We start from the raw sequence: 19894 nt of genomic DNA, 5'->3' as shown, positions 1-19894 counted from the left end.
ATGCCGTCGGCCACGAACATGTGCGCGACGGCAACCAGTACTGCAACGGTGTCCGTTCCGAGTGCTGGGCAGTTTTCAGGGGTTGTTGTCGGCGCGGCATAAGGGAGGGCTCCCCGGCGATGCGCCCAGGGGCGTGACAGGATACCCATATGTCTACCAACGTATTCTTCGACATCACCATTGACGGCGACGCCGCGGGCCGCATCGTCTTCAAGCTGTACGACGACGTCGTCCCCCAGACGACGCGGAACTTCCGTGAGCTGGCCACCGGCCAGAACGGCTTCGGGTACGAGGGCTCCGGCTTCCACCGAGTCATCCCGCAGTTCATGCTCCAGGGTGGCGACTTCACCCGTGGCGACGGCACGGGCGGCAAGAGCATCTACGGCGAGAAGTTCGCCGACGAGAACTTCCAGCTCAAGCACGACAAGCCGTTCCTGCTGTCCATGGCGAACGCCGGCCGGAACACCAACGGCTCGCAGTTCTTCATCACCACGGTTCTCACCCCGTGGCTCGACGGCAAGCACGTCGTCTTCGGCGAGGTCGTCGAGGGCCAGGACCTGGTCACGCGGATCGAGTCCCTGGGCTCCCAGTCCGGTGCCACCCGCGCGAAGATCGTCATCGCCGCCTCGGGCGTCGTGGGCGAGTAACACCACTCCCGCCGAGGTCAGCACGGCAGCCCGTGGCGGGACTGCGGCAGCCTTCGAGCTGCGGCAGCCCCGCCACGGGCACCCTGGGACACTCCAGGTACTACTTGGTCCAGGCGTCGACCTTCGCCTTGTTCGCCTCCACCCACTTCTTCGCCGCCGCCTCCGGCGTCATCTTGTCCTCGGCGATGTACTTGGCCACCACGTTCTGGTCGTCGTTCGTCCACGTGAAGTTCTTGACCAGGTTGTAGGCGGGGCTGCCCGACTTGGCGAACTTCGCGCTGACGATCTTGTCGAGCTTGTAGACCGGGTAGTCGCAGGCGATCTTCTCCGCGTCGGCGTCGCAACCCGCCTTGTATTCAGGCAGCTTGACCTTGACCAGCGGCACCTCGGACATGAACCACTGGGGCTCGTAGAAGTAGCCGATCACCCATTCCTTGTTCTTCTCCGCCTTGCGGAAGGCCTGGATGAGGGCGGTCTCGCTGCCCGCGTACACCACCTTGAAGTCCAGCTTCAGGTTCTTCACCAGCGCCTCGTCGTTCGTGACGAACGAGGGGTCACCGTCGAGGAGTTGGCCCTTGCCGCCCGACTCGGAGGTCTTGAACTTCGCCGCGTACTTGTCGAGGTTGTTCCAGTCGGTGATGTCCGGGTGGGCCTTCGCCAGCCACGGCGGTACGTACCAGCCGATCAGGCCTTCGTTGCCGGTCGGGCCGGCCTCGACTGCCGTCTTCTGGTCGGTGATGTACTTCTTCCGCAGGTCGTCGTGGCCCCAGTTCTCGATGACGGCGTCGACCTCGCCCGTCCCGAAGCCCTGCCAGGCGATCTCTTCCTTGAGGTCCTTCTTGGTGACCTTGCAGCCGAGGTTGTGCTCAGCTACGTACGCGACCACGGCCGCGTTCGCCTCGTAGCCCACCCACGGGTTGACCGCGAGGTTGAACGTGCCGCACTTGCCGCCCGAAGACCCGGAAGAGGTGTCGGAGCCCGAGGACGCCTCGCCGACCTTCGCGCCGCCGCAGGCGGTGAGGGTGGTGAGGGTGAGGGCGAGGATGGCCGTGCCGGCCGCGCCGGTTCTCCACTTTGCTGCTGCTTGCCTTGCCATGGTGGTAGCTCCTTACGCGCTGGTACGCCGCGCCGCTGCCTGAGTGATCCGGTCGAACATGACTCCGAGAAGGACAATGGCCAGCCCCGCTGCCAGCCCCTTCCCGTACAGCTGTCCCTGCGAAAAACCGGCCACGACGTCGTAGCCGAGGGCGCCCGCGCCTACCAGGCCGCCCACAACAACCATCGACAGCACGTAGATCAGGCCCTGGTTGGTGGCCAGGGTCAGAGCTCCGCGTGCCATCGGCAGCTGGACCTTGGTGATGATCTGCCAGGTGTCGCACCCGGCGGAGGTGGCCGCCTCCACGGTGGTCTCCGGCACGTTCCGTATCCCGTCCGCGATGATCTTCATGGCGACGGGGGCCGCGTACACGATGGCCGCGACGATCGCCGTGAAGCGGGTCGCGCCGAACAGCGCGAGGAACGGTACGAGGTAGACGAACGGCGGCATGACCTGCGCCGCGTCCAACGTGGGCCGGATCAGCCGGTCGGCAACCGTACTGCGCCCCATCCACACGCCCACGACCACCGCCAGCAGCATCGTCATGACCGTGGCGACGAGCGTGGACGCCAGTGTCGTCATGCTGTCCGACCAGACGCCCGTGGCGACCAGCAGGCCGACGCACACGGCCGTGGTCACCCCGGCCCGCCAGCCGCCCAGCACCACGCCGATACCGACCAGGACCACTCCCACGAGCCACCACGGCGAGTCGGTCAGCAGCGTCTGGAAGGGATTGAGCAGGCCATTGGTGATCGCGTCGCGGAACGCGTTGGTGATCCCCGACAGGTTGTCCTGCACCCAGGTGCTCGCCGTGTCGGCGCCGCTCGCGACCGAGCTGCCGACATCGCCCTCGCCGGGGAACTCCGCCGCCCATACGTAGGTGTGCGACAGGTAGACGAGGACGGCCGTGACCGCCGCCCCGGCCACCACCAACTGGCGCCGCATGGCGCGGAGTCGGCCGCCCGAGCGCCGGGCCGCCTCCGCGCGTGCGCTCGCCGCGGTCGTGACCCGGTCGAGGACGATGGCCATCACGACGATGGCGAGGCCCGCGTTGAACGCCGTACCCACGTCCAGCGACTGGAGTGCCTGGATGACGGTCTTGCCGAGGCCGGGCGCGTCGATCAGGGCGGCGATGGTCACCATGGCGAGCGCGGCCATGATGGTCTGGTTGACGCCCATCACCACGGTCCGCTTCGACATCGGCAGCAGGACCTTCAGCAGTGACTGCCAGCGGGTCGCGCCCAGCGAGTCGGCCGCCTCGACCGTCGTCTCCGGCACCGTCCGGATCGCGTGCGCGGTGATACGTATCGCCGGCGGGGCCGCGTAGATGACGGTGGTGATGGTCGCGGAGGCGCCGCCGATGAGGAAGAACAGGGTCAGCGGGGCGAGGTAGACGAAGGTGGGCATCGTCTGCGAGAAGTCGAGGAACGGCGTCATGATCCGGTTGCCCCGGTCGGACAGCCCCGCCCACACGCCCAGCGGGATCGCGAACAGCAGCGCCACGAACACCGCGCACAGGACCAGCGCCAGGGTGTCCATGCTCTCCTGCCACAGGCCCTGGAGCCCGAAGAAGGTGAACCCGGCGACGGCCAGCAGCGCCACCCGCCAGTTGCCCACGGCCCAGGACACGAACCCGGCGATGCCGACGACCCCGAGCCAGCCGATCTGCGGCAGGGGCCGGTCGTCGGACGGCTGGGAGATCAGGTGCTGGACGAAGGTCACCAGGGTGTCGATGACCAGGCGGATCTCGTTGAAGAAGTAGAGGAAGAGCGGGTTGGAGTTGCGGTTGGCGCCGATCGAATCGTTGAGGTCGTTCAGCCAGCGGTGCGGCCCGGTGAGGTCCGCCGCCGCGAGCGCCAGGGTGTTCGTGCCGCGCAGTAGGGCGAACAGCACCAGCCAGACGACGAGGATCGCCCCGATCACCACGCGCCGGCTGATCCGGCGTACGGCGGCGACGGGCGCCCCATCGCTCTCGGGCACGGCCGGCTGCGGCGGCTCCGGTACCGGAGGTTTCTCCATGGCGACGGTCACCGCACATCGCCACCTTCCGGCTCCCGCCCGGCGACGACCGCGAGGATCTCCTCGTCGCCGACGAGCCCGATCAGCTTGCCGTTCTCGACGACCTTGACCGGCCGCTCGGCGGCGAGGACGGCCCGGGTGGCCTCCCGCACCACGACATCGGGACCCAGCTCAGGCCCGCCGAGGTCGTCGCCGTCCGTCGGTGGGCGCATGATCCAGCGCAGGGTGAGAACGTCGGCGCGCGGCACGTCCTTCACGAACTCGCGTACGTAGTCGTCGGCGGGAGCACCGACGAGCTCGTCCCCTGTCCCGCACTGGACCATCTTGCCGTCGCGCATGATGAGGATGCGGTCGCCGAGTTTGAGGGCCTCGGAGAGGTCGTGGGTGATGAACACCATCGTCTTGCCGACCTCGTGATGCAGCCGGATGACCTCGTTCTGCATGTCGCGGCGGATCAGCGGGTCGAGCGCCGAGAACGGCTCGTCGAAGAGGAGAACCTCCGGATCGCCCGCCAACGCCCGCGCCAGGCCCACACGTTGCTGCATACCGCCGGACAACTGGTCGGGGTAGGAGTTCTCGTACCCGGAGAGCCCGACCAACTCGACTACTTCCAGGGCCCGTTTGACCCTCTCGGCCCTCCCCATCCCACGTATCTCAAGACCGAAGGCGACGTTGTCGACGACCCTCCGGTGCGGCAGCAGCCCGAAGTGCTGGAACACCATGGAGAACTTCTCGCGGCGCAGCTCGCGCAGCCGCTTGTCGTCGGCGTCGCGGATGTTCTCGCCCTCGAAGACGATCTCACCGGCGGTGGGTTCGATCAGCCGGGTGAGACATCGTACGAGGGTCGACTTGCCGGACCCGGACAGGCCCATGACCACGAACACCTCGCCCGGCGCCACCTCGAAGTCGATGTCGCGTACGGCGGCCGTGCAGCCCGTCCGGTCCATCAGCTCGCGCCGGGTGAGCCCGCACAGCTCCGCCGACTCCGGCACCCGCTCGGCCTTCGGCCCGAACACCTTCCACAGGCCGCGCACGGAGATGACCGGCGTGCCGTCCGAGTCCTTGGGCGTGCCGCGCCGCTGCGCCACCTCGGTCTGTACTGGGGTCACGATCGACCTCTTTTCGGCGTTCAGCCGCGGAACCAGTGCTGCGGCCGGGGTTGGATGTTCTGCCAGATGTGCTTGGGCTCTCGGTACTCGTCAAGGCCGCTCGGTCCCAGCTCCCGGCCCACGCCGGAGTGCCCGAACCCGCCCCATTCCGCCTGCGGTACGTAGGGGTGGTAGTCGTTGATCCAGACGGTGCCGTGGCGCAGCCGCCGGGCGACCCGCTGGGCCCTGCCCGCGTCCTGTGTCCACACGGCGCCCGCGAGCCCGTACTCGGTGTCGTTGGCGATGCGTACGGCGTCGTCCTCGTCCCCGTCCCTGAAGCGCTCCACGGTGAGGACGGGCCCGAAGGACTCCTCGTGCACCACGCGCATGTCCTGGGTGCACTCGTCGAGGATCGTGGGCGGGTAGTAGTGGCCGTCGGCGAGCGCGGGATCACCGGGCCGCTCACCACCGCACCGCAGTACGGCCCCCTCGGCGACACCGGCGGCGACATACGCCTCGACCTTCTCCAGGTGCTGGGCGGAGATCAGCGCGCCGGTGTCGGCCTCGGGGTCGAAGGGCCCGCCGAGCCGGATCTGCCGGGCGCGGCGTACGACCTCGTCCACGAACCGGTCGTGGAGGGAGTCCTCGACGATGAGCCGCGCCCCGGCGGAGCAGACCTGCCCGGAGTGCAGGAAGACGGCGGTGAGGGCGAAGTCGACGGCGGTCTCGAAGTCGGCGTCGGCGAAGACGATGTTGGGGTTCTTGCCGCCGAGCTCCAGGGCCACCTTCTTCACACCGGCGGCGGCGCTGGCCATGACGTGTTTGCCGGTCTCCAGGCCTCCGGTGAAGGAGACCATGTCGACGGCGGGGTCCTCGGAGAGCGGCGCCCCGACCTCGGGCCCAGCACCGAGGACGAGGTTGCCGGCACCGGCAGGGAGCCCGGCTTCCGCCAGCGCCCGCATCAGCAGGACGGAGGTGGAGGGGGTGAGCTCACTGGGCTTGAGGACGAAGGTGTTGCCGGCGAGGAGGGCCGGGGCTACTTTCCAGCTGGCTTGGAGGAGGGGATAGTTCCAGGGGGTGATGAGCCCGCAGACCCCGACAGGCTCGTACACCACTCTGCTGACGGCATCGTCGCGGCCGGTGTCGATCACCCGCCCGGCGTCGGTGCCGCCGATCCCGCCGTAGTGGCGAAAGCAAGCGACGACGTCGGCGATGTCGTACTCGCTCTCCACCAGCCGCTTGCCGGTGTCCAGCGACTCGGCGCGGGCGAACTCCTTGGCGTCCCGCTCGATGATGTCCGCGGCCCGCAGCAGCAACTGGCCGCGCTCCCGTTCGGGAGTACGCGGCCAGGGTCCGGTGTCGAAGGCACGGCGGGCGGCGGCGATCGCGGCCTCGGCGTCGGGACGCGTCCCTTCCGAGACGGTGGCGGCCAGCCTGCCGTCAGCGGGACATCGTATTTCGCGGCGGCCACCGGCCACCGGTTCCCGCCATTCACCGTCCACGTACAGGTCTGCCACGCGCCAAGCCTTTCAACAGAAATTCGTTGCGCATCGTGCACCCAATTGCTTGTGGTGGAACACCCTCGCGAATGTGAAGACCTACGTCAAGTAGTTGGCGGATGACGATTTCGACAGGGGTCATTCGACAGGGTCCAGCAGAGACCCCTCATCACCCCCGCCCTTGACCGCAGCGGCCACCGACCCGACCATGTTGCGTATCGCTCACCATGTTGTGCAATACGCACCGACGGAGGCCGACATGTCCCCCAAGCCCCCTACAGCCACAGTCACTGGCAGTGAGTACGTCCTGACCCTCTCGTGTCCCGACAGCTCGGGGCTGGTCCACGCCGTGAGCGGCTTTCTCGTCCGGAACTCGGGAAACATCCTGGAGAGCCAGCAGTTCGATGATCGGCTCCAGGGCCGTTTCTTCATGAGGGTCCACTTCGATGTTTCCGATCCGAACGCGGACCTGGAAAACCTGCGTTACCGATTCGGTCCCGTGGCCGAGGCCTACGGCATCTCCTGGACGCTGCGGAACGCGTCCACCCCGACCCGCACCCTGATCATGGTGTCCAAGTTCGGCCACTGCCTGAACGACCTGCTTTTCCGCCGCCGCACGGGCGGCCTGAACATCGAGATCCCGGCGATCGTCTCCAACCACCGCGACTTCGAGGGCCTGGCGGAGAGCTACGGCATCCCCTTCCACCACATCCCGGTGACCCGGGACACCAAGCCGGAGGCGGAGGCGCGACTGCTGGAACTGGTACGGGAGCTGGACATCGACCTGGTGGTCCTGGCCCGCTACATGCAGGTCCTCTCCGACGACCTGTGCAAGGAACTGGACGGCAAGGCGATCAACATCCACCACTCCTTCCTCCCCAGCTTCAAGGGCGCACGCCCGTACGACCAGGCGTACGAGCGCGGCGTGAAGCTGGTGGGCGCGACGGCCCACTATGTGACGCCCGAGCTGGACGAGGGCCAGATCATCGAGCAGGACGTGGTCCGGGTGGACCACTCCCTCGGCCCCGGCGAGCTGGTGACGGTGGGGCGGGACGTGGAGGCCCAGGTACTGGCCCACGCGGTGAAGTGGCACAGCGAGAGCAGGGTGATGGTGGAGGGGAGCCGGACGGTGGTGTTTCGCTGAGGGGGGCGATTACGTACGGGATTACGTGCGCGATTGCGTATACGAAGGCTGGGCGGGTTTTTGGGGCTGTCGGCCGTGGGTTCGACGGCGAGCGGCCATAAACGGTCGCTGCCTTCTGGGCCCGCTGATAGACATGTGCGATGGCGGGTCACGATTCCAGCGAATCGCGAGCAGGGCGGTCGGGACTGATCGTGAGGGTGCCGGAGGCGGAACCTGCTGTTCAGTCATGGCGGGACCGGCTGGACCCCTCCGCTCGTGCGGGTGTCCCGGCGCACGTCACCGTGCTCTTCCCGTTCCTCGACGAAAGCCGCATCGACAGGGAGACCTGCGCTGCCATCGGTGAGGTGATCGGGCGGCACAGGTCCTTCGAGGCCCGGTTCGAGCGTTGCGGGCGATTCCCCGGGATTCTGTATCTCACGCCCGAGCCGGACGCCTCGTTCCGCACACTCACGGAGGCTGTCCGGGACCGGTGGCCGCAGACCCCTCCGTTCGGCGGGCGGTTCGACGACATCGTCCCGCATCTGACTGTCGCCCAGGGCCAGGACGACGCCGTCCTGGAGGAGGCTGAGGCCGGCCTTCGTGGCCGGCTTCCCGTCACCGCCCGCGTATCGTCGGTCGATCTCCTGGTCCACGACGGGTCGAGGTGGCGGCAGCGGGCGTCGTTCGCGCTCGGTTGACGCCTGCTGCCGGCACCCTGCGACTGTGCACTTCGTGTTCCGCCTCAGGTAGTCCGGGCATCACGCGGTCCCGACCTGCGGTGCCCGGACTTGAGTGAGACGAAAGTCGGTGGAGTGCCTCGATTGAATCCGGTGAATCCGGGCCTGTGGACTCGTTCTCGCAGTCCGGGCCGCGACCCCCCGAACTGTGCCGCGCGCTCAGGTGTCGGCAGGCGCGGGGGCGAGGGTTGCCGGGTCGAAACCGGCGTCGGTCAGGACGGTGGCGGCCGCTCCCCGGCCGACCTGGGCCAGACCGATCAGCAGGTCCTCGCAGTCGATGCGGTCGGAGCCCTTCTGCTCGGATCGTGTCTCCGCGAGGGCGATCGCCTTGCGGGAGTAGGGGGTCCAGGCGATTCGCTCGGCTGCTTGCGAGGCACCCATGCTCAGCCGGGTTCCGACGGATCGGTGGACCGATTCCGGTGAGACGCCGACGGTCTGCAGCAGTCGGGTGGCGCTGTTGTCCTCCGCGGTCAGCCCCCAGAGCAGGTGCTCGGTGCCGATGTAGTTGTTGCGGTGGTGCACCGCCGCCTGCTTGACGTGGACCATCGCCTGGCGGAGGTCGTCGGTCATCGCCTCGGGGCTGTAGCGCTTGTGCGGGGCGTGGAAGCGCTGCTGGACCGCCTGCCGGGTCACACCCAGGGACGCTCCGATGTCCGTCCACGAGTTGCCGTGCATCCGGCAGTGCTCGACATAGTCCTCGACCAGGTCGTCCGCCAGGGCCTGTAGATGGCCCGCGAGTTGGGCGGCCACGGTGAGCAGAGCGAGCCAGTCGGGCTGTTCCTGTCCGCCGGGGCGGTGTGCGGTGTCGCATCTCCGGTCGACTTCCGCGATGAGATCGTCCAGGTCCGGAAGAGTCATGAGGCAAGTACGCCTTGACAGTTTCGAATTGTCAAGGCGTGCTTGCCTCACCGGACTCACGAGCGATCTCTGCTCGCGAGCCCCCAACAGCGTGACCCAGCCCACTGGTTGGGAACGGAGTGGTGAAATCGGTTCCGGTTAGCATGTGTTGCCGATGATCGGAAATCGTTGGCGATCCGATGGAAAGTCACGTTCCGAGACGCTTCTTCTTCGCCTGGAGGTCGAGTGGTTCACACTCAGCACGGCAGAGATCCATGGACACACCGGATACGCAGATCCCTCACCGTCACCGCGGTCGTGATCGGACTGGTCGGCACGGGGCTGACCGCCAACTCCGCGTCAGCCGCCAGTGATACGGCCATCACGAGCCGTACGGCGAGTGGTGCCGCGGTGGACGCGAGCATCCGGCACTACAGCGCCGAGAACCGCGCGGGCAGGGCCTCTGGCGGCGCCGCCTCTCCCCGGATCGTGGGTGGCTCCGAGACCACCATCAGCAAGGCCCCGTACATGGTCCAGCTCTTCTACCTGGACGGCCAGGACCAGTTGTGGTTCTGCAACGGCGCGCTGGTCGCGCCCAACAAGGTCCTGACGGCCGCCCAGTGCGTGTACGGCCGTAACTGGACCAACCGGGACCGGGCCGTGATCCTGGCCGGATCGACGAACCGGGGCGACCTCAACGGCAGTATCGAGATCGGCGTCAAGCGTCAGTGGGCCCAGCCCTCCTACCGCCCGTCGGGCGTCACGCACGACATCGCCGTGCTCACCCTCAACGGCACACTGCCGTACACCCCCATTCGGACCGCCCTCGCGAGCGACACCGCGCTGTACGCGGCCGGGAACAAGGCCACGATCGCCGGGTGGGGTGTGACCGGCACCGCGCGTCTCGGGACGGGCGAGTCGGACGTACTGAAGTCCGCGACCCTGCCCATGCAGACGGACGCCACCTGTGACGCCGCGCTGAAGACCGCGCTGGGCGGCCAGGACGCGTTCGTGGAGTCGTTGATGACCTGCGCGGGCGAGCCCGCCACCGACGACGACGCCAGCACCACCACACCCTGTGTGAGTGACGCCGGCGCCCCGCTGGTCGTCAGCGGCCGGGTCGTGGGCGTCTTCGCCTGGGGTGTGACCGACAGCGAGAAGTGGTGCGGGGTGAAGGGCACCTACCCGGTGTTCACCCAGACCAGCGCCTACGCGGGTGCGACGCAGGCGCAGATCTACGACACCGACGCCTCCGGTGACGGCCGGGCCGACCTGTTCGCCAGGAAGTCGAGCGGCGGCACGGCGTCCACGTACCTCGGGTCGACGCTCACGAACCACGGTTCGGCCGGGTCCGGCTGGGCCGGTTACAACAAGGTGCTCCAGACCGACCTGAACCGCGACGGTGTCCTCGACTACGTGGTCCGGTCCACCTCGGGCACGCTGTCCTGGCGGCACAAGGTGTCGGGCCAGTGGGTCAACACCCGTATCGCCACCGGCTGGCAGGGCTTCCGGCAGATCCTGGCGCCGGGTGACGTCAGCGGCGACGCCCTGCCCGACCTGCTGGCGGTGGACTCCGGCGGCACGCTGTGGCGCTACCCCGGCAACGGCAAGGGCGGCTTCGGCAGCCGGAGCAGCCTGGGCACGGGCTGGAACGCCTACGCCCAGCTCGTCGCCCACGGCGACTTCACCGGCGACGGACGCCCCGACCTCGTGGGCCGCACCTCGGGCGGCGCGCTGTACCTCCACCCGGGCAGCACGACGGGTGCGTTCAGCTTCGGCAGCCGCACACTGGTGAGCAGTACGGTCTTCAGGTCGGCCACGGCTCTGGCCGCCGTCGGCGACGTCAACGGTGACGGTCGCGCCGACCTCGTCACACGGACCGGTTCCGGCTCCCTGTGGGTCTACCGGGGCAACGGCAACGGCACCTTCGCGGCAGCCGCGAGGGGCGCCGCCGGCCTCAACTCCTTCAACCTCTTCGGCTGACCTCAGCCTCACACACGTACACGCATACGCATGTACACAAGCGCGCCCGTCGACGGACTCCGTCGACGGGCGCGCTTGCTTTTCGGTCAACTTGACCGCCTTTTTCGCTCCAGTGCACGAGGGGTGAAACCGGGCCGTCGTACGGCATGACGCACCCGCACCCATCACGGTGTTATTGACCCGAATTCCCCACCACGAATCGCGAAGAAAGTTTCATCAGCTCAAACGGTACGAATCATTCCCCCTTATGGAATCCAACAGTCCATTTATCCGTGAGTAGCCGAAAGGTGCGCTTGTAGATCGTTTCGGGCTCACATAGCTTGAGGTCAGCCCATTCGGTATTGGTCGAACTGAACAGAGGAGAAGCTCGTGAAGTCTCGTCTTCGCATGGCTGCCACTGCCACCGCGATGTCAGTCGCGGCACTCGGTGCGGTGGGTGTCTCCACGTCACCCGCCTCAGCGGCAGCGTCTTCGGTAACCTGTCTCGGATCCACCGGAACCTTCAACGAGTACCCCGTGTTCCAGAAGAACTGGGTGTACGGGTCGCCCGAATGCTTCGGCGTGGCGCCCTCGGGAGCCATCTTTCACGCCTGGATAGGATCGGGGGGCTGGAAAGAGATGCCCGGCAACGGCAGGGCCCTGTACGTGGACGGCTTCTTCGAGAGCCCCGCCGGAAAGGCCGTCAGGGTCATGACGTCGGCAGGGAACCACTACTGCAACTACAACGACTACGCGACCAACACATGGGGCGGTTGGTACGGGACGAGCACCGACCACTGCTGATTCACGAAATCCCGTTCCGACTAAATCCATTGCTCGCGAGTTAAACGTACGGGCCGGCGAACGCCGCCGGCCCGTACGCCGACGCAGCAAGGCCGACGCAGAGGACGCCCCCAAGGCGAACCTCAGCCGCCCAGCCGGTCAAGCAAAGCCCGCCGCCAGCGTTCCGTCTCCGCGATCTGGTTGAACGTGAACAGGTGCAGGCCCGCCACCCCCGCCCCGGGCGCCGTGAGCGCCGCCTCCGTGCGGGCGAGCAGCCTCTCCGGGGAGTATCCGCCGGGCGTCGCGAACCGCAGGAACCACGACGCGTGCTTCGTCAGGAAGCGCGTCGACTCCCCGACCCCGATCTTCGTCGCCATCGACAGCAGCTTCGCCCGCTCCACCGGCCCCGCGACACCCACGTACACGGGAAGGGAGACCTCCCGCGCCCGTATACGCCCCACCCACTCCCCCAGCACGCGCGCGTCGAAGCACAGGTTGCTGACGATGTACGTGGCGTGCTCGCGCTTGTCCCACATGGCCTGGATGGTGACGTCGTCGTGGATGAGCGGATGGCTCTCGGGGTAGCCGGTGATGCCGACGTGTGTGAACGGGCTGCCAGGTTCGTCCAGTTCGCCCAGTTCACTCAGCCCGCGCAGCACCGGCAGGGCACCCTCGTAGGGCCCGGCCGGTGGATCCGCGTCGCCCGCCGGCACGAAGACGTCGTCCACGCCCGCCTCCCGGAGCCGGTCGACGACGTCCTTCAGGTGGGCGTCGTCCCGCAGCAGTCGCGCCGGTACGTGCGGGACCACGCGATAGCCGTGCGCCGCCAGCCGGTCCGTGAGATCGAGGGTCGGGTCCAGCCCCTTCACCGGCGACGCCGTCACGGTGACGACGACATCGCGCGGGACATGGGCCAGGACCTTCTCCTCCGTCGCCTTCGCGGGCAGCACCTCGTAGCGAACGCGTTCCAGCAGCTCCCGGAGCCCCTGCGGCCCCGGCCGCTCCCCCTGCTCCCCCTTGTCCGCCTTCTCCGCCTTCTCCCGCTGTCGCTGTTCTCCGAGCCCTGAGGCACCCATCGCTGTCTACTCCGCCTGCTGTACTTCGCTGTCACGGTCACGGTGACGGTAGTACGCGGCCTTGGAGGGCGGCAGCGGCTGCTTGCCGAGGATCAGATCGGCGGCCTTCTCGGCGATCATCATCACCGGCGCGTAGATGTTGCCGTTGGTGACGTAGGGCATGACGGACGCGTCCACGACGCGCAGCCCCTCCACCCCGTGCACCCGCATGCTCTCCGGGTCGACCACGGCCATGGCGTCCTCCGAGGGGCCCATCTTGCAGGTGCAGGACGGGTGCAGGGCCGTCTCGCCCTCCTTGGCGACCCAGTCGAGGATCTCCTCGTCCGTCGCCACCCCGGGCCCGGGAGAGACCTCGCCGTCGTTGTACGGGGCTAGGGCGGGCTGGTTGAGGAGCTTGCGCGCCACCCTGATCGCCTCGACCCACTCGCGCCGGTCCTGTTCGGTGGAGAGGTAGTTGAAGCGCAGCGCCGGATGCTCGCGCGGGTCCTTGCTCTTGATCTTCACCGAGCCGATGGCGTCGGAGTACATGGGCCCCACGTGCACCTGGTAGCCGTGGCCGCCGGCCGGGGAGGAGCCGTCGTAGCGGACGGCTATCGGCAGGAAGTGGAACATCAGGTTGGGGTAGTCGACGTCCTCGTTGCTGCGGGCGAAGCCGCCGGCCTCGAAGTGGTTCGTGGCGGCCGGGCCCTTGCGGAACAGCCATTGCAGGCCGATGAAGGGGGCGCGCCACTTCGCCATGTACGGCTGCATGGAGACGGGCTGCTTGCAGGCGTACTGGACGTACACCTCCAGGTGGTCCTGCATGTTCTCGCCGACGCCGGGGAGGTCGTGGACGACGTCGACGCCGAGGGCGCTCAGTTCCTCCGCGTTGCCGACGCCGGAGAGCTGGAGCAGTTGCGGGGAGTTGATCGCGCCGCCGCAGAGGATGACCTCCTTGGCGCGGACCTGCTGGGGCGCCTTCCTGCCGTGCTGGTACTCGACACCGACGGCCCGCTTGCCCTCGAAGAGGACGCGGTTCACGAAGGCGCGCGTCTTGACGGTGAGGTTCGGCCGCTTCCGTACGGGCTTGAGGTACGCCTTGGAGGCCGACAGCCGGCGCCCCCGGTGGACGTTCCGGTCGAACTTGGCGAAGCCCTCCTGCCGGTACCCGTTGACGTCGTCGGTGGGCGCGTACCCCGCTTCCTCGGTGGCCTTCTGGAAGGCGCCGAAGAGGGGGTTGGTGGCGGGGCCGCGTTCGAGGACGAGGGGGCCGTCGTGGCCCCGGAACTCGTCGTCCGGGTCGGCGGCGAGACAGTTCTCCATGCGCCGGAAGTACGGCAGACAGTGCGCGTAGTCCCAGCTCTCCATGCCGGCGTCGGCCGCCCAGCGCTCGTAGTCCAGGGGGTTTCCGCGCTGGAAGATCATGCCGTTGATGCTGCTGGAGCCGCCGAGCACCTTGCCGCGCGCGTGGTAGATGCGCCGGCCGCCCATGTGGGGTTCCGGCTCGGACTCGTACTTCCAGTCGTAGAACCGGCTGCCGATGGGGTAGGTCAGCGCCGCGGGCATGTGGATGAAGACGTCCCACGGGTGGTCGCGCCGGCCGGCCTCCAGGACGAGCACCCGGTTCGCCGGGTCCGCGGAGAGCCTGTTCGCAAGTGCGCTGCCGGCCGAACCGCCGCCGACGATCACGAAGTCGTATTGCAGGGGAGCCATGATCTCTCGTCTCGCTCGCGCCGTAGATACGCCAGGCATGCTAATCGAGTAGCGCTATGCGCACCAGGTTGCGGGACGCGCAACATGCAAGGTCTTGGTTAGGCCACGGTTTCCGGGCCGTTTCTTGCCGTGGTGTTGTTTACCGCGCGTATAGTTTCGCTGTGAGCAACCACAGCACGGACGCCGAAACGTCCAATTCGCAGGCCGGCGGGGTGCAGTCGGTCGACCGCGCGATCAGCGTTCTGGAGATCCTCGCCCAGCGCGGCGAGGCGGGTGTGAGCGAGGTCGCGGCCGAGATAGATGTTCACAAATCCACCGCTTTCCGGCTGCTCGGTGCCCTGGAGGCGCGCGGTCTGGTGGAGCAGGCGGGCGAGCGCGGCAAGTACCGTCTCGGCTTCGGCATCGTCCGGCTGGCCGGCGCGGTCACGGGCAGTATCGACATCACCCAGCAGGGCCGCAAGATCTGCGAGCAGCTCGCCGAGGAGATCGGCGAGACCGTCAACATCGCCGTCCTGCAGGAGCACTACGCCGTCAACCTGTTCGAGGCGCGTGGCCCTGGGGCCGTCAGCGCGTACAACTGGGTCGGCCAGCTCACCCCGCTGCACGCCACCTCCAGCGGCAAGATCCTGCTGGCCCACCTGCCCGCGAAGGAGCGGGGCGCGCTGCTGACCGGGGCCGGCCTGAAGAAGGTCACTCCGCACACCATCACCGCGAGGGCCAAGCTGGAGAAGGATCTCGGGGAGGCGTTGGAGCGGGGGTACGCGTGGACGCAGGAGGAACTGGAGCTCGGCCTGCACGCGATGGCCGCGCCGATCCGCGACCACACGGGGACGGTTGTGGCGGCGGTGAGTGCGTCCGGGCCCTCTTACCGGTTCACCGCTGAGCGGTTGCATGAGATGGCGCCGATCCTCGTCAAGGGGGCGGCCGAGATCAGTCGGCGTATGGGGTATCTGGGCTGAGTTCGTCGGGTGCGGGCCCGGTGGGGGCTGGTCGCGCCCCGCGGCGGAGCCGCAGATCAGATACAGCCCCGCGCCTCTTAAAGGTGGGCTGCGCCCCCTTTAAGGGCGTGTGCCCAGGCGTTCGTTGACCCAGTCGTGGAACGCGCCGATGTGGTGCTCGCTGGGGACCAGGACACCGCCCTTGGCGTAGAGCCGGGAGTGCATGCCCGGCTGGGTGCGTTCGCAGGCCTCGAAGTCCTGGAGGTTGACGCGGTCGAAGAGTTCCACGGAACGGCTGACGTCCTTGCCGCTCTCGACGACGTGCGGGAGGTACAGCCAGTCGCACTCGACGATCGTGCGGTCGGCGGCCACCGGGTACATACGGTGGAAGATCACGTGGTCGGGTACGAGGTTGATGAACACCTGCGGCTTGATGGTGATCGCGTAGTAGCGGCGGTCCTGCTCCTCGGCGACACTCGGGATGCGGTCCAGGCCCTCGGAGCCGTCGATGGTGAACCCCTGGATCTCCCCGCCGAACTCGGCGCCGTGGCCGACGTAGTACTGGGCGGCGTAGCCGTCGGCGAACTCGGGGAGCACCTCGGTGAGTTCGGGGTGGATCGTGGCGCAGTGGTAGCACTCCATGAAGTTCTCGATGATGAGCTTCCAGTTGGCCTTCACGTCGTAGACGATCCGCTTGCCGACCGAGAGGTTGTCGATGTCGTACCGCTCGATCGACTCCATGTCACCCAGCCGCTCCACCACGGCGCCCAGCACGTCCTCCTCGAAGGAGGGCGGGTTCTCCGCGAGGCAGACCCAGACATAGCCGAGCCACTCACGGACGGCCACGGCGACCAGGCCGTACTCGGTACGCCCGACGTCGGGCATCTTGGTCAGGTTGGGCGCGGCGACGAGCTTGCCGTCCAGGCCGTACGTCCAGGCGTGGTACGGGCACTGGAAGGCCCTTTTGACCTCGCCGGACTCCTCCGTGCAGAGCTTGGCGCCACGGTGCCGGCAGACGTTGAAGTAGGCGCGGATCGAGTTGTCCCGCGCCCGCGTCACGAGGATGCTCTCCCGGCCCACGTCAACGGTCCGGAAAGCTCCGGGCTTCGCCAGTTCGGAGGCGCGCGCGACACAGAACCACATGGTCTCGAATATGCGCTCCTGCTCCTGGGCGAAGATCCCCGCGTCCGTGTAGGAGGAGCCGGGGAGGGTGGCGATCAGACTGTCGGGCAGGCTGTTCGAGGTCACGGTGCACTCACTCCTCGGAGAAACGTCATGGTGGTGGTCGTGGTCGTGGTCATGTGTATCGATCAACTAGCGATGGCGTAGCGCACTTGAGGGGGCGCAGCCCCTCTCAAGGGGCGCGGGGAACTGCGCGACCAGCCCCCACCGGCCGACAGCCGAATCACCGCGCCCCCGGCACCGCACTCAACTGCTTACGCAGCCGCACAAACAGCCGCGGCTGATTCATCCCCAGCACAGCCACCGGCTCCCCGGCCCGCCGGTAAACAGCCAGCACGTTACGGTCGCCGACGGCACCCTCTTCGACAGTCACGCTGTCAGCGCCACCCGCATAACCGGCGAACTGAATCTTCACCCCGTACTGATCGGACCAGAAGTACGGCGGCCGGGGCACCCCCGGCTCAACCGCGCCGCCCGCCAGCAGCGTCGCCACGGCGGCAGCCGGCCGCTCCAGCGCGCCCGTCCAGTGCTCGACCCGGCGGTGCGCGCCAACCCGGGGGTCGTACCAGTTGGCGCAGTCGCCGACCGCGACCACACCGGCGAGGCTGGTGCGGCCGTCGGCGCCGCACTTGACGCCGTTGTCGAGGTCGACGCCGGACCCTGCCAGCCACTCGACGCAGGGCCGCGCGCCCACCCCGACGACGACGATGTCGGCGGGCACGCTGCGCCCGTCGTCGAGCAGAACGGCCTCGACCCGATCCTCCCCGCTCAGCCCCTTGACGCCGACCCCGCACAGCAGCCGTACGCCGTGGTCGGTGTGGAGGCCGGAGACGACGGCGCCCATGGTCTCGCCGAGGGGGCCGGCCAGTGGCGTCGGGGCGGCCTCGATGACCGTGACGTCGAGGCCGAGGGCGTACGCGGTGGAGGCGACCTCGGCGCCGATGAAGCCGCCGCCGATCACCACCAGGCGTCCGCCCCGGGCCAGTTCGTCGCGCAGGGCGCGGGCGTCGTCGAGGGTGCGCAGGGTGTGCACGCCGGTGATGCCGTCGGCGCCCGGCAGGGTACGGGCGGCGGCGCCGGTCGCGATGACGACTCCGTCGGCGCGGACGTCCCGGCCGTCGGCGAGGCGGACGGACCGGTCGGTGCGGTCGAGGCCGGTCGCGCGGGTGCCGAGCAGCCACTCGGCGCGCAGGTCCTCGCCGTCCGTCTCCAGTCCGAGTTCCGCCTCGCCGAGGGTTCCGGCCAGGAACTCCTTGGACAGGGGCGGCCTGTCGTACGGGCGGTGGACCTCGTCGCCGATGAGGACCAGCCGCCCGTCGTACCCCTGTTCGCGCAGGGAGCGCGCCGCCGACAGTCCGGCCAGCGAGGCGCCCACCACGGCCACCGTTCTCACGCGGGACCCCCGGCGAGCCGGGAGGCGATGCAGGGCGGCAGGTTGGGGGCGTCCGCGGACACCCGTACGTAGATCATGCCGTCCTCGACGACGACCTCGTGGGTCCGCACCGGCAGCTTGGCCGGCGGGGAGTCCACCGCGCCGGTGCGCAGGTCGAACTTCGAGGCGTGCAGCGGGCATTCCACCTCGCAGCCCTCCAGCCAGCCGTCGGCGAGCGAGGCATCCTGGTGGGTGCAGGTGTCGTCGATGGCGAAGACCTCGCCGTCGTCGGTGTGGAACACCGAGACGGGCGGGTCGATGTCGAGCCGGAAGGCCTCACCTCGCGGGAGATCCGCGAGACGGCACGCGGGAATCATCATGACACCTCGGTGCGTATAGCGAAACGGATTGCGGTAAGCGCAACGTCAGTCTGAGGGCGCCCAGAACCCTTGTCAAGAAGTCCCGGGAGCCCGCGTGAGCCCCTGCGCAAGTTGCGCCCTGAACAACATCGCGCACATTGCACAACGCGAAACCAAGCGAGCCCGATGCCGGAACGAGCGCGTCACAGCAGCTCGGACAGGCATCGGGCAGGCGTTGGGCAGGTATTGGGGCAGGTATTGGGGCAGGTACTGGGGCAGGTACTGGGGCAGGTACTGGGGCAGGTACTGGGGCAGTACCTGCCCGGTCAGAAACCGCGGTCGATCCACTCCTGGAGGTGCGGGGCCTCGGCGGCGACCGTGGTCGTGTCCCCGTGCCCGGTGTATACGACGGTGTCGCCGGGCAGGGTCAGCAGGCGGTCGCGGATCGAGTCCACGATCGTCGGGAAGTGGGAGTAGGAGCGGCCGGTGGCGCCGGGGCCGCCCGCGAAGAGCGTGTCGCCGCCGAAGAGGGCGCCCAGGGCGGGTGCGTAGAGGCAGACCGCGCCCGGGGCGTGGCCGGGAGTGTGCAGCACGGTCAGCTCGACACCGGCCACGGCGAGGACCTGGCCCTCGGCCAGTTCACCGTCGGGTTCCCGGTCCGGGTGGGTCTGCTTCCACAGGGGCAGGTCGTCGCCGTGGAGGAGGATCGGGGCGCCGGTGCGCTCGGCGAGGGCCGGGGCCGCGTCGATGTGGTCGTTGTGGGCGTGGGTGCAGAGGATCGCCCGGAGGGTACGGCCGCCGAGTGCCTCCGCGATGGCGTCGGCGTCGTGGGCGGCGTCGATGACGACCGCCTCGCTCTCGTCGCCGATGATCCACACGTTGTTGTCGACGTCCCAGGTGCCGCCGTCGAGCGAGAACGTGCCCGAGGTGACCAGACGTTCGATACGTGCGCCGCTCGCCATCACAGCACCACCACCGAGCGCAGGACGTCGCCGCCGTGCATCCGCTCGAACGCCTTCTCGACCTCGTCGAGCGCGATGGTCTCGGTCACGAAGGCGTCCAGGGGGAGGCGGCCCTGGAGGTAGAGGTCGATGAGCATCGGGAAGTCGCGGGAGGGCAGGCAGTCGCCGTACCAGGACGACTTCAGCGAGCCGCCCCGCCCGAAGACGTCGATCAGCGGGAGTTCGAGCTTCATCTCCGGCGTCGGCACCCCGACGAGGACGACTGTTCCGGCGAGGTCACGGGCGTAGAACGCCTGCTTGTACGTCTCCGGGCGGCCCACCGCCTCGATCACGACGTCGGCGCCGTTGCCGCCGGTCAGCTCACGGATCGCCTCGACGGCGTCGGTCTCCTTGGAGTTGACCGTGTGGGTCGCGCCCAGTTTGCGGGCGGTCGCGAGCTTGTTGTCGTCGATGTCCACGGCGATGATCTTCGCGGCACCGGCCAGGTTCGACCCCACGATCGCCGCGTCCCCGACGCCACCG

Annotated in this window: 18 protein-coding genes; 6 read left to right on the top strand and 12 right to left on the bottom strand. The window is 68.4% G+C overall.

Going from position 1 to position 19894, the window contains the following annotated elements; genetic code table 11:
• Positions 1 to 149 precede the first annotated feature (149 nt).
• The gene (locus AOK08_RS22905) at positions 150 to 647 is read left to right on the top strand and encodes a peptidylprolyl isomerase (protein ID WP_055529272.1); all 498 of its coding nucleotides are present in this window, start codon (positions 150 to 152) and stop codon (positions 645 to 647) included.
• Between the two features lie 100 nt (positions 648 to 747).
• On the opposite strand, the gene AOK08_RS22900 is transcribed toward AOK08_RS22905, so the two are convergent.
• Genes AOK08_RS22900 through AOK08_RS22885 form a run of 4 tightly spaced genes read right to left on the bottom strand, consistent with a single transcriptional unit; the run spans position 748 to position 6367 of the window.
• A complete protein-coding gene (locus AOK08_RS22900) occupies positions 748 to 1743 on the bottom strand; it encodes an ABC transporter substrate-binding protein (RefSeq protein ID WP_055529270.1) in 996 nt (331 codons plus the stop codon).
• A 12-nt stretch (positions 1744 to 1755) separates the two neighbouring features.
• The gene (locus tag AOK08_RS22895; RefSeq protein WP_055529268.1) at positions 1756 to 3774 is read right to left on the bottom strand and encodes an ABC transporter permease; all 2019 of its coding nucleotides are present in this window, start codon (positions 3772 to 3774) and stop codon (positions 1756 to 1758) included.
• Positions 3771 to 4871 carry a quaternary amine ABC transporter ATP-binding protein gene (locus tag AOK08_RS22890; RefSeq protein WP_055529266.1) on the bottom strand — a complete coding sequence of 367 codons (1101 nt, stop codon included), beginning with the start codon at positions 4869 to 4871 and terminating at the stop codon, positions 3771 to 3773. Before AOK08_RS22890 ends, AOK08_RS22895 begins: the two co-directional genes overlap by 4 nt.
• Before the next feature lie 20 nt (positions 4872 to 4891).
• Positions 4892 to 6367, bottom strand: a complete 1476-nt coding sequence (locus AOK08_RS22885) for an aldehyde dehydrogenase family protein (RefSeq protein ID WP_055529264.1) — start codon at positions 6365 to 6367, stop codon at positions 4892 to 4894.
• 241 nt (positions 6368 to 6608) lie between these two features.
• Between AOK08_RS22885 and purU the strand changes: the two genes are divergently transcribed.
• Both purU and AOK08_RS22875 read left to right on the top strand, forming a co-directional pair.
• Positions 6609 to 7493 carry a formyltetrahydrofolate deformylase gene (gene purU, locus AOK08_RS22880; RefSeq protein ID WP_055529262.1) on the top strand — a complete coding sequence of 295 codons (885 nt, stop codon included), beginning with the start codon at positions 6609 to 6611 and terminating at the stop codon, positions 7491 to 7493.
• Between the two features lie 191 nt (positions 7494 to 7684).
• Positions 7685 to 8170, top strand: a complete 486-nt coding sequence (locus tag AOK08_RS22875; RefSeq protein WP_422125763.1) for a 2'-5' RNA ligase family protein — start codon at positions 7685 to 7687, stop codon at positions 8168 to 8170.
• 198 nt (positions 8171 to 8368) lie between these two features.
• On the opposite strand, the gene AOK08_RS22870 is transcribed toward AOK08_RS22875, so the two are convergent.
• On the bottom strand, positions 8369 to 9067 hold the full coding sequence (locus AOK08_RS22870) for a Clp protease N-terminal domain-containing protein (RefSeq protein WP_241827055.1): 699 nt from the start codon (positions 9065 to 9067) through the stop codon (positions 8369 to 8371).
• A 225-nt stretch (positions 9068 to 9292) separates the two neighbouring features.
• On the opposite strand from AOK08_RS22870, the gene AOK08_RS22865 reads away from it, so the two are divergent.
• A complete protein-coding gene (locus tag AOK08_RS22865) occupies positions 9293 to 11029 on the top strand; it encodes a trypsin-like serine protease (RefSeq protein ID WP_206743405.1) in 1737 nt (578 codons plus the stop codon).
• 618 nt (positions 11030 to 11647) lie between these two features.
• The gene (locus tag AOK08_RS46845) at positions 11648 to 11812 is read left to right on the top strand and encodes a hypothetical protein (protein WP_157876757.1); all 165 of its coding nucleotides are present in this window, start codon (positions 11648 to 11650) and stop codon (positions 11810 to 11812) included.
• Between the two features lie 122 nt (positions 11813 to 11934).
• On the opposite strand, the gene AOK08_RS22855 is transcribed toward AOK08_RS46845, so the two are convergent.
• A complete protein-coding gene (locus AOK08_RS22855) occupies positions 11935 to 12867 on the bottom strand; it encodes a methylenetetrahydrofolate reductase (protein ID WP_241827054.1) in 933 nt (310 codons plus the stop codon).
• Positions 12868 to 12873: 6 nt separating this feature from the next.
• Positions 12874 to 14559 (bottom strand): choline dehydrogenase, encoded by a 1686-nt coding sequence (gene betA, locus AOK08_RS22850; RefSeq protein ID WP_055529253.1) that lies wholly within the window; start codon positions 14557 to 14559, stop codon positions 12874 to 12876.
• 212 nt (positions 14560 to 14771) lie between these two features.
• On the opposite strand from betA, the gene AOK08_RS22845 reads away from it, so the two are divergent.
• Positions 14772 to 15518, top strand: a complete 747-nt coding sequence (locus AOK08_RS22845) for an IclR family transcriptional regulator (protein WP_055529306.1) — start codon at positions 14772 to 14774, stop codon at positions 15516 to 15518.
• 99 nt (positions 15519 to 15617) lie between these two features.
• Here the strand turns inward: AOK08_RS22845 and AOK08_RS22840 are convergent, their stop codons facing one another.
• The 5 genes from AOK08_RS22840 to AOK08_RS22820 all read right to left on the bottom strand — a co-directional run.
• The gene (locus AOK08_RS22840; protein WP_055529251.1) at positions 15618 to 16745 is read right to left on the bottom strand and encodes an aromatic ring-hydroxylating oxygenase subunit alpha; all 1128 of its coding nucleotides are present in this window, start codon (positions 16743 to 16745) and stop codon (positions 15618 to 15620) included.
• A gap of 157 nt (positions 16746 to 16902) precedes the next feature.
• Positions 16903 to 18072, bottom strand: coding sequence for an NAD(P)/FAD-dependent oxidoreductase (locus tag AOK08_RS22835; protein ID WP_055529249.1), 1170 nt, complete (start codon positions 18070 to 18072; stop codon positions 16903 to 16905).
• Positions 18069 to 18431 (bottom strand): bifunctional 3-phenylpropionate/cinnamic acid dioxygenase ferredoxin subunit, encoded by a 363-nt coding sequence (locus tag AOK08_RS22830; protein WP_055529248.1) that lies wholly within the window; start codon positions 18429 to 18431, stop codon positions 18069 to 18071. The genes AOK08_RS22835 and AOK08_RS22830 overlap by 4 nt, the downstream gene beginning before the upstream one ends.
• A 305-nt stretch (positions 18432 to 18736) precedes the next feature.
• Entirely contained in the window at positions 18737 to 19372 is a 636-nt protein-coding gene (locus AOK08_RS22825; RefSeq protein WP_055529247.1) for an MBL fold metallo-hydrolase, read from the bottom strand.
• Positions 19372 to 19894: zinc-binding dehydrogenase (locus tag AOK08_RS22820; RefSeq protein WP_157876756.1), on the bottom strand; the 523-nt coding region annotated here is incomplete at its 5' end. The genes AOK08_RS22820 and AOK08_RS22825, both read right to left, overlap by 1 nt.

The sequence above is a fragment of the Streptomyces graminilatus genome (assembly GCF_001418565.1).
Taxonomy (GTDB): Bacteria; Actinomycetota; Actinomycetes; order Streptomycetales; family Streptomycetaceae; genus Streptomyces; species Streptomyces graminilatus.
The sequence above is the reverse complement of the archived record's forward strand: the minus strand, read 5'-3'. Positions and strand labels throughout refer to the sequence as shown.

What these genes read in the sequence shown, in the direction of transcription:
- AOK08_RS22900 (WP_055529270.1), bottom strand. Translation starts at nt 1,743, where the DNA reads ATGGCAAGGCAAGCAGCAGCAAAGTGGAGAACCGGCGCGGCCGGCACG.
- AOK08_RS46845 (WP_157876757.1), top strand. Translation starts at nt 11,648, where the DNA reads ATGCCCGGCAACGGCAGGGCCCTGTACGTGGACGGCTTCTTCGAGAGC.
- AOK08_RS22830 (WP_055529248.1), bottom strand. Translation starts at nt 18,431, where the DNA reads ATGATGATTCCCGCGTGCCGTCTCGCGGATCTCCCGCGAGGTGAGGCC.
- AOK08_RS22825 (WP_055529247.1), bottom strand. Translation starts at nt 19,372, where the DNA reads ATGGCGAGCGGCGCACGTATCGAACGTCTGGTCACCTCGGGCACGTTC.
- purU (WP_055529262.1), top strand. Translation starts at nt 6,609, where the DNA reads ATGTCCCCCAAGCCCCCTACAGCCACAGTCACTGGCAGTGAGTACGTC.
- AOK08_RS22905 (WP_055529272.1), top strand. Translation starts at nt 150, where the DNA reads ATGTCTACCAACGTATTCTTCGACATCACCATTGACGGCGACGCCGCG.
- AOK08_RS22870 (WP_241827055.1), bottom strand. Translation starts at nt 9,067, where the DNA reads ATGACTCTTCCGGACCTGGACGATCTCATCGCGGAAGTCGACCGGAGA.
- AOK08_RS22855 (WP_241827054.1), bottom strand. Translation starts at nt 12,867, where the DNA reads ATGGGTGCCTCAGGGCTCGGAGAACAGCGACAGCGGGAGAAGGCGGAG.
- betA (WP_055529253.1), bottom strand. Translation starts at nt 14,559, where the DNA reads ATGGCTCCCCTGCAATACGACTTCGTGATCGTCGGCGGCGGTTCGGCC.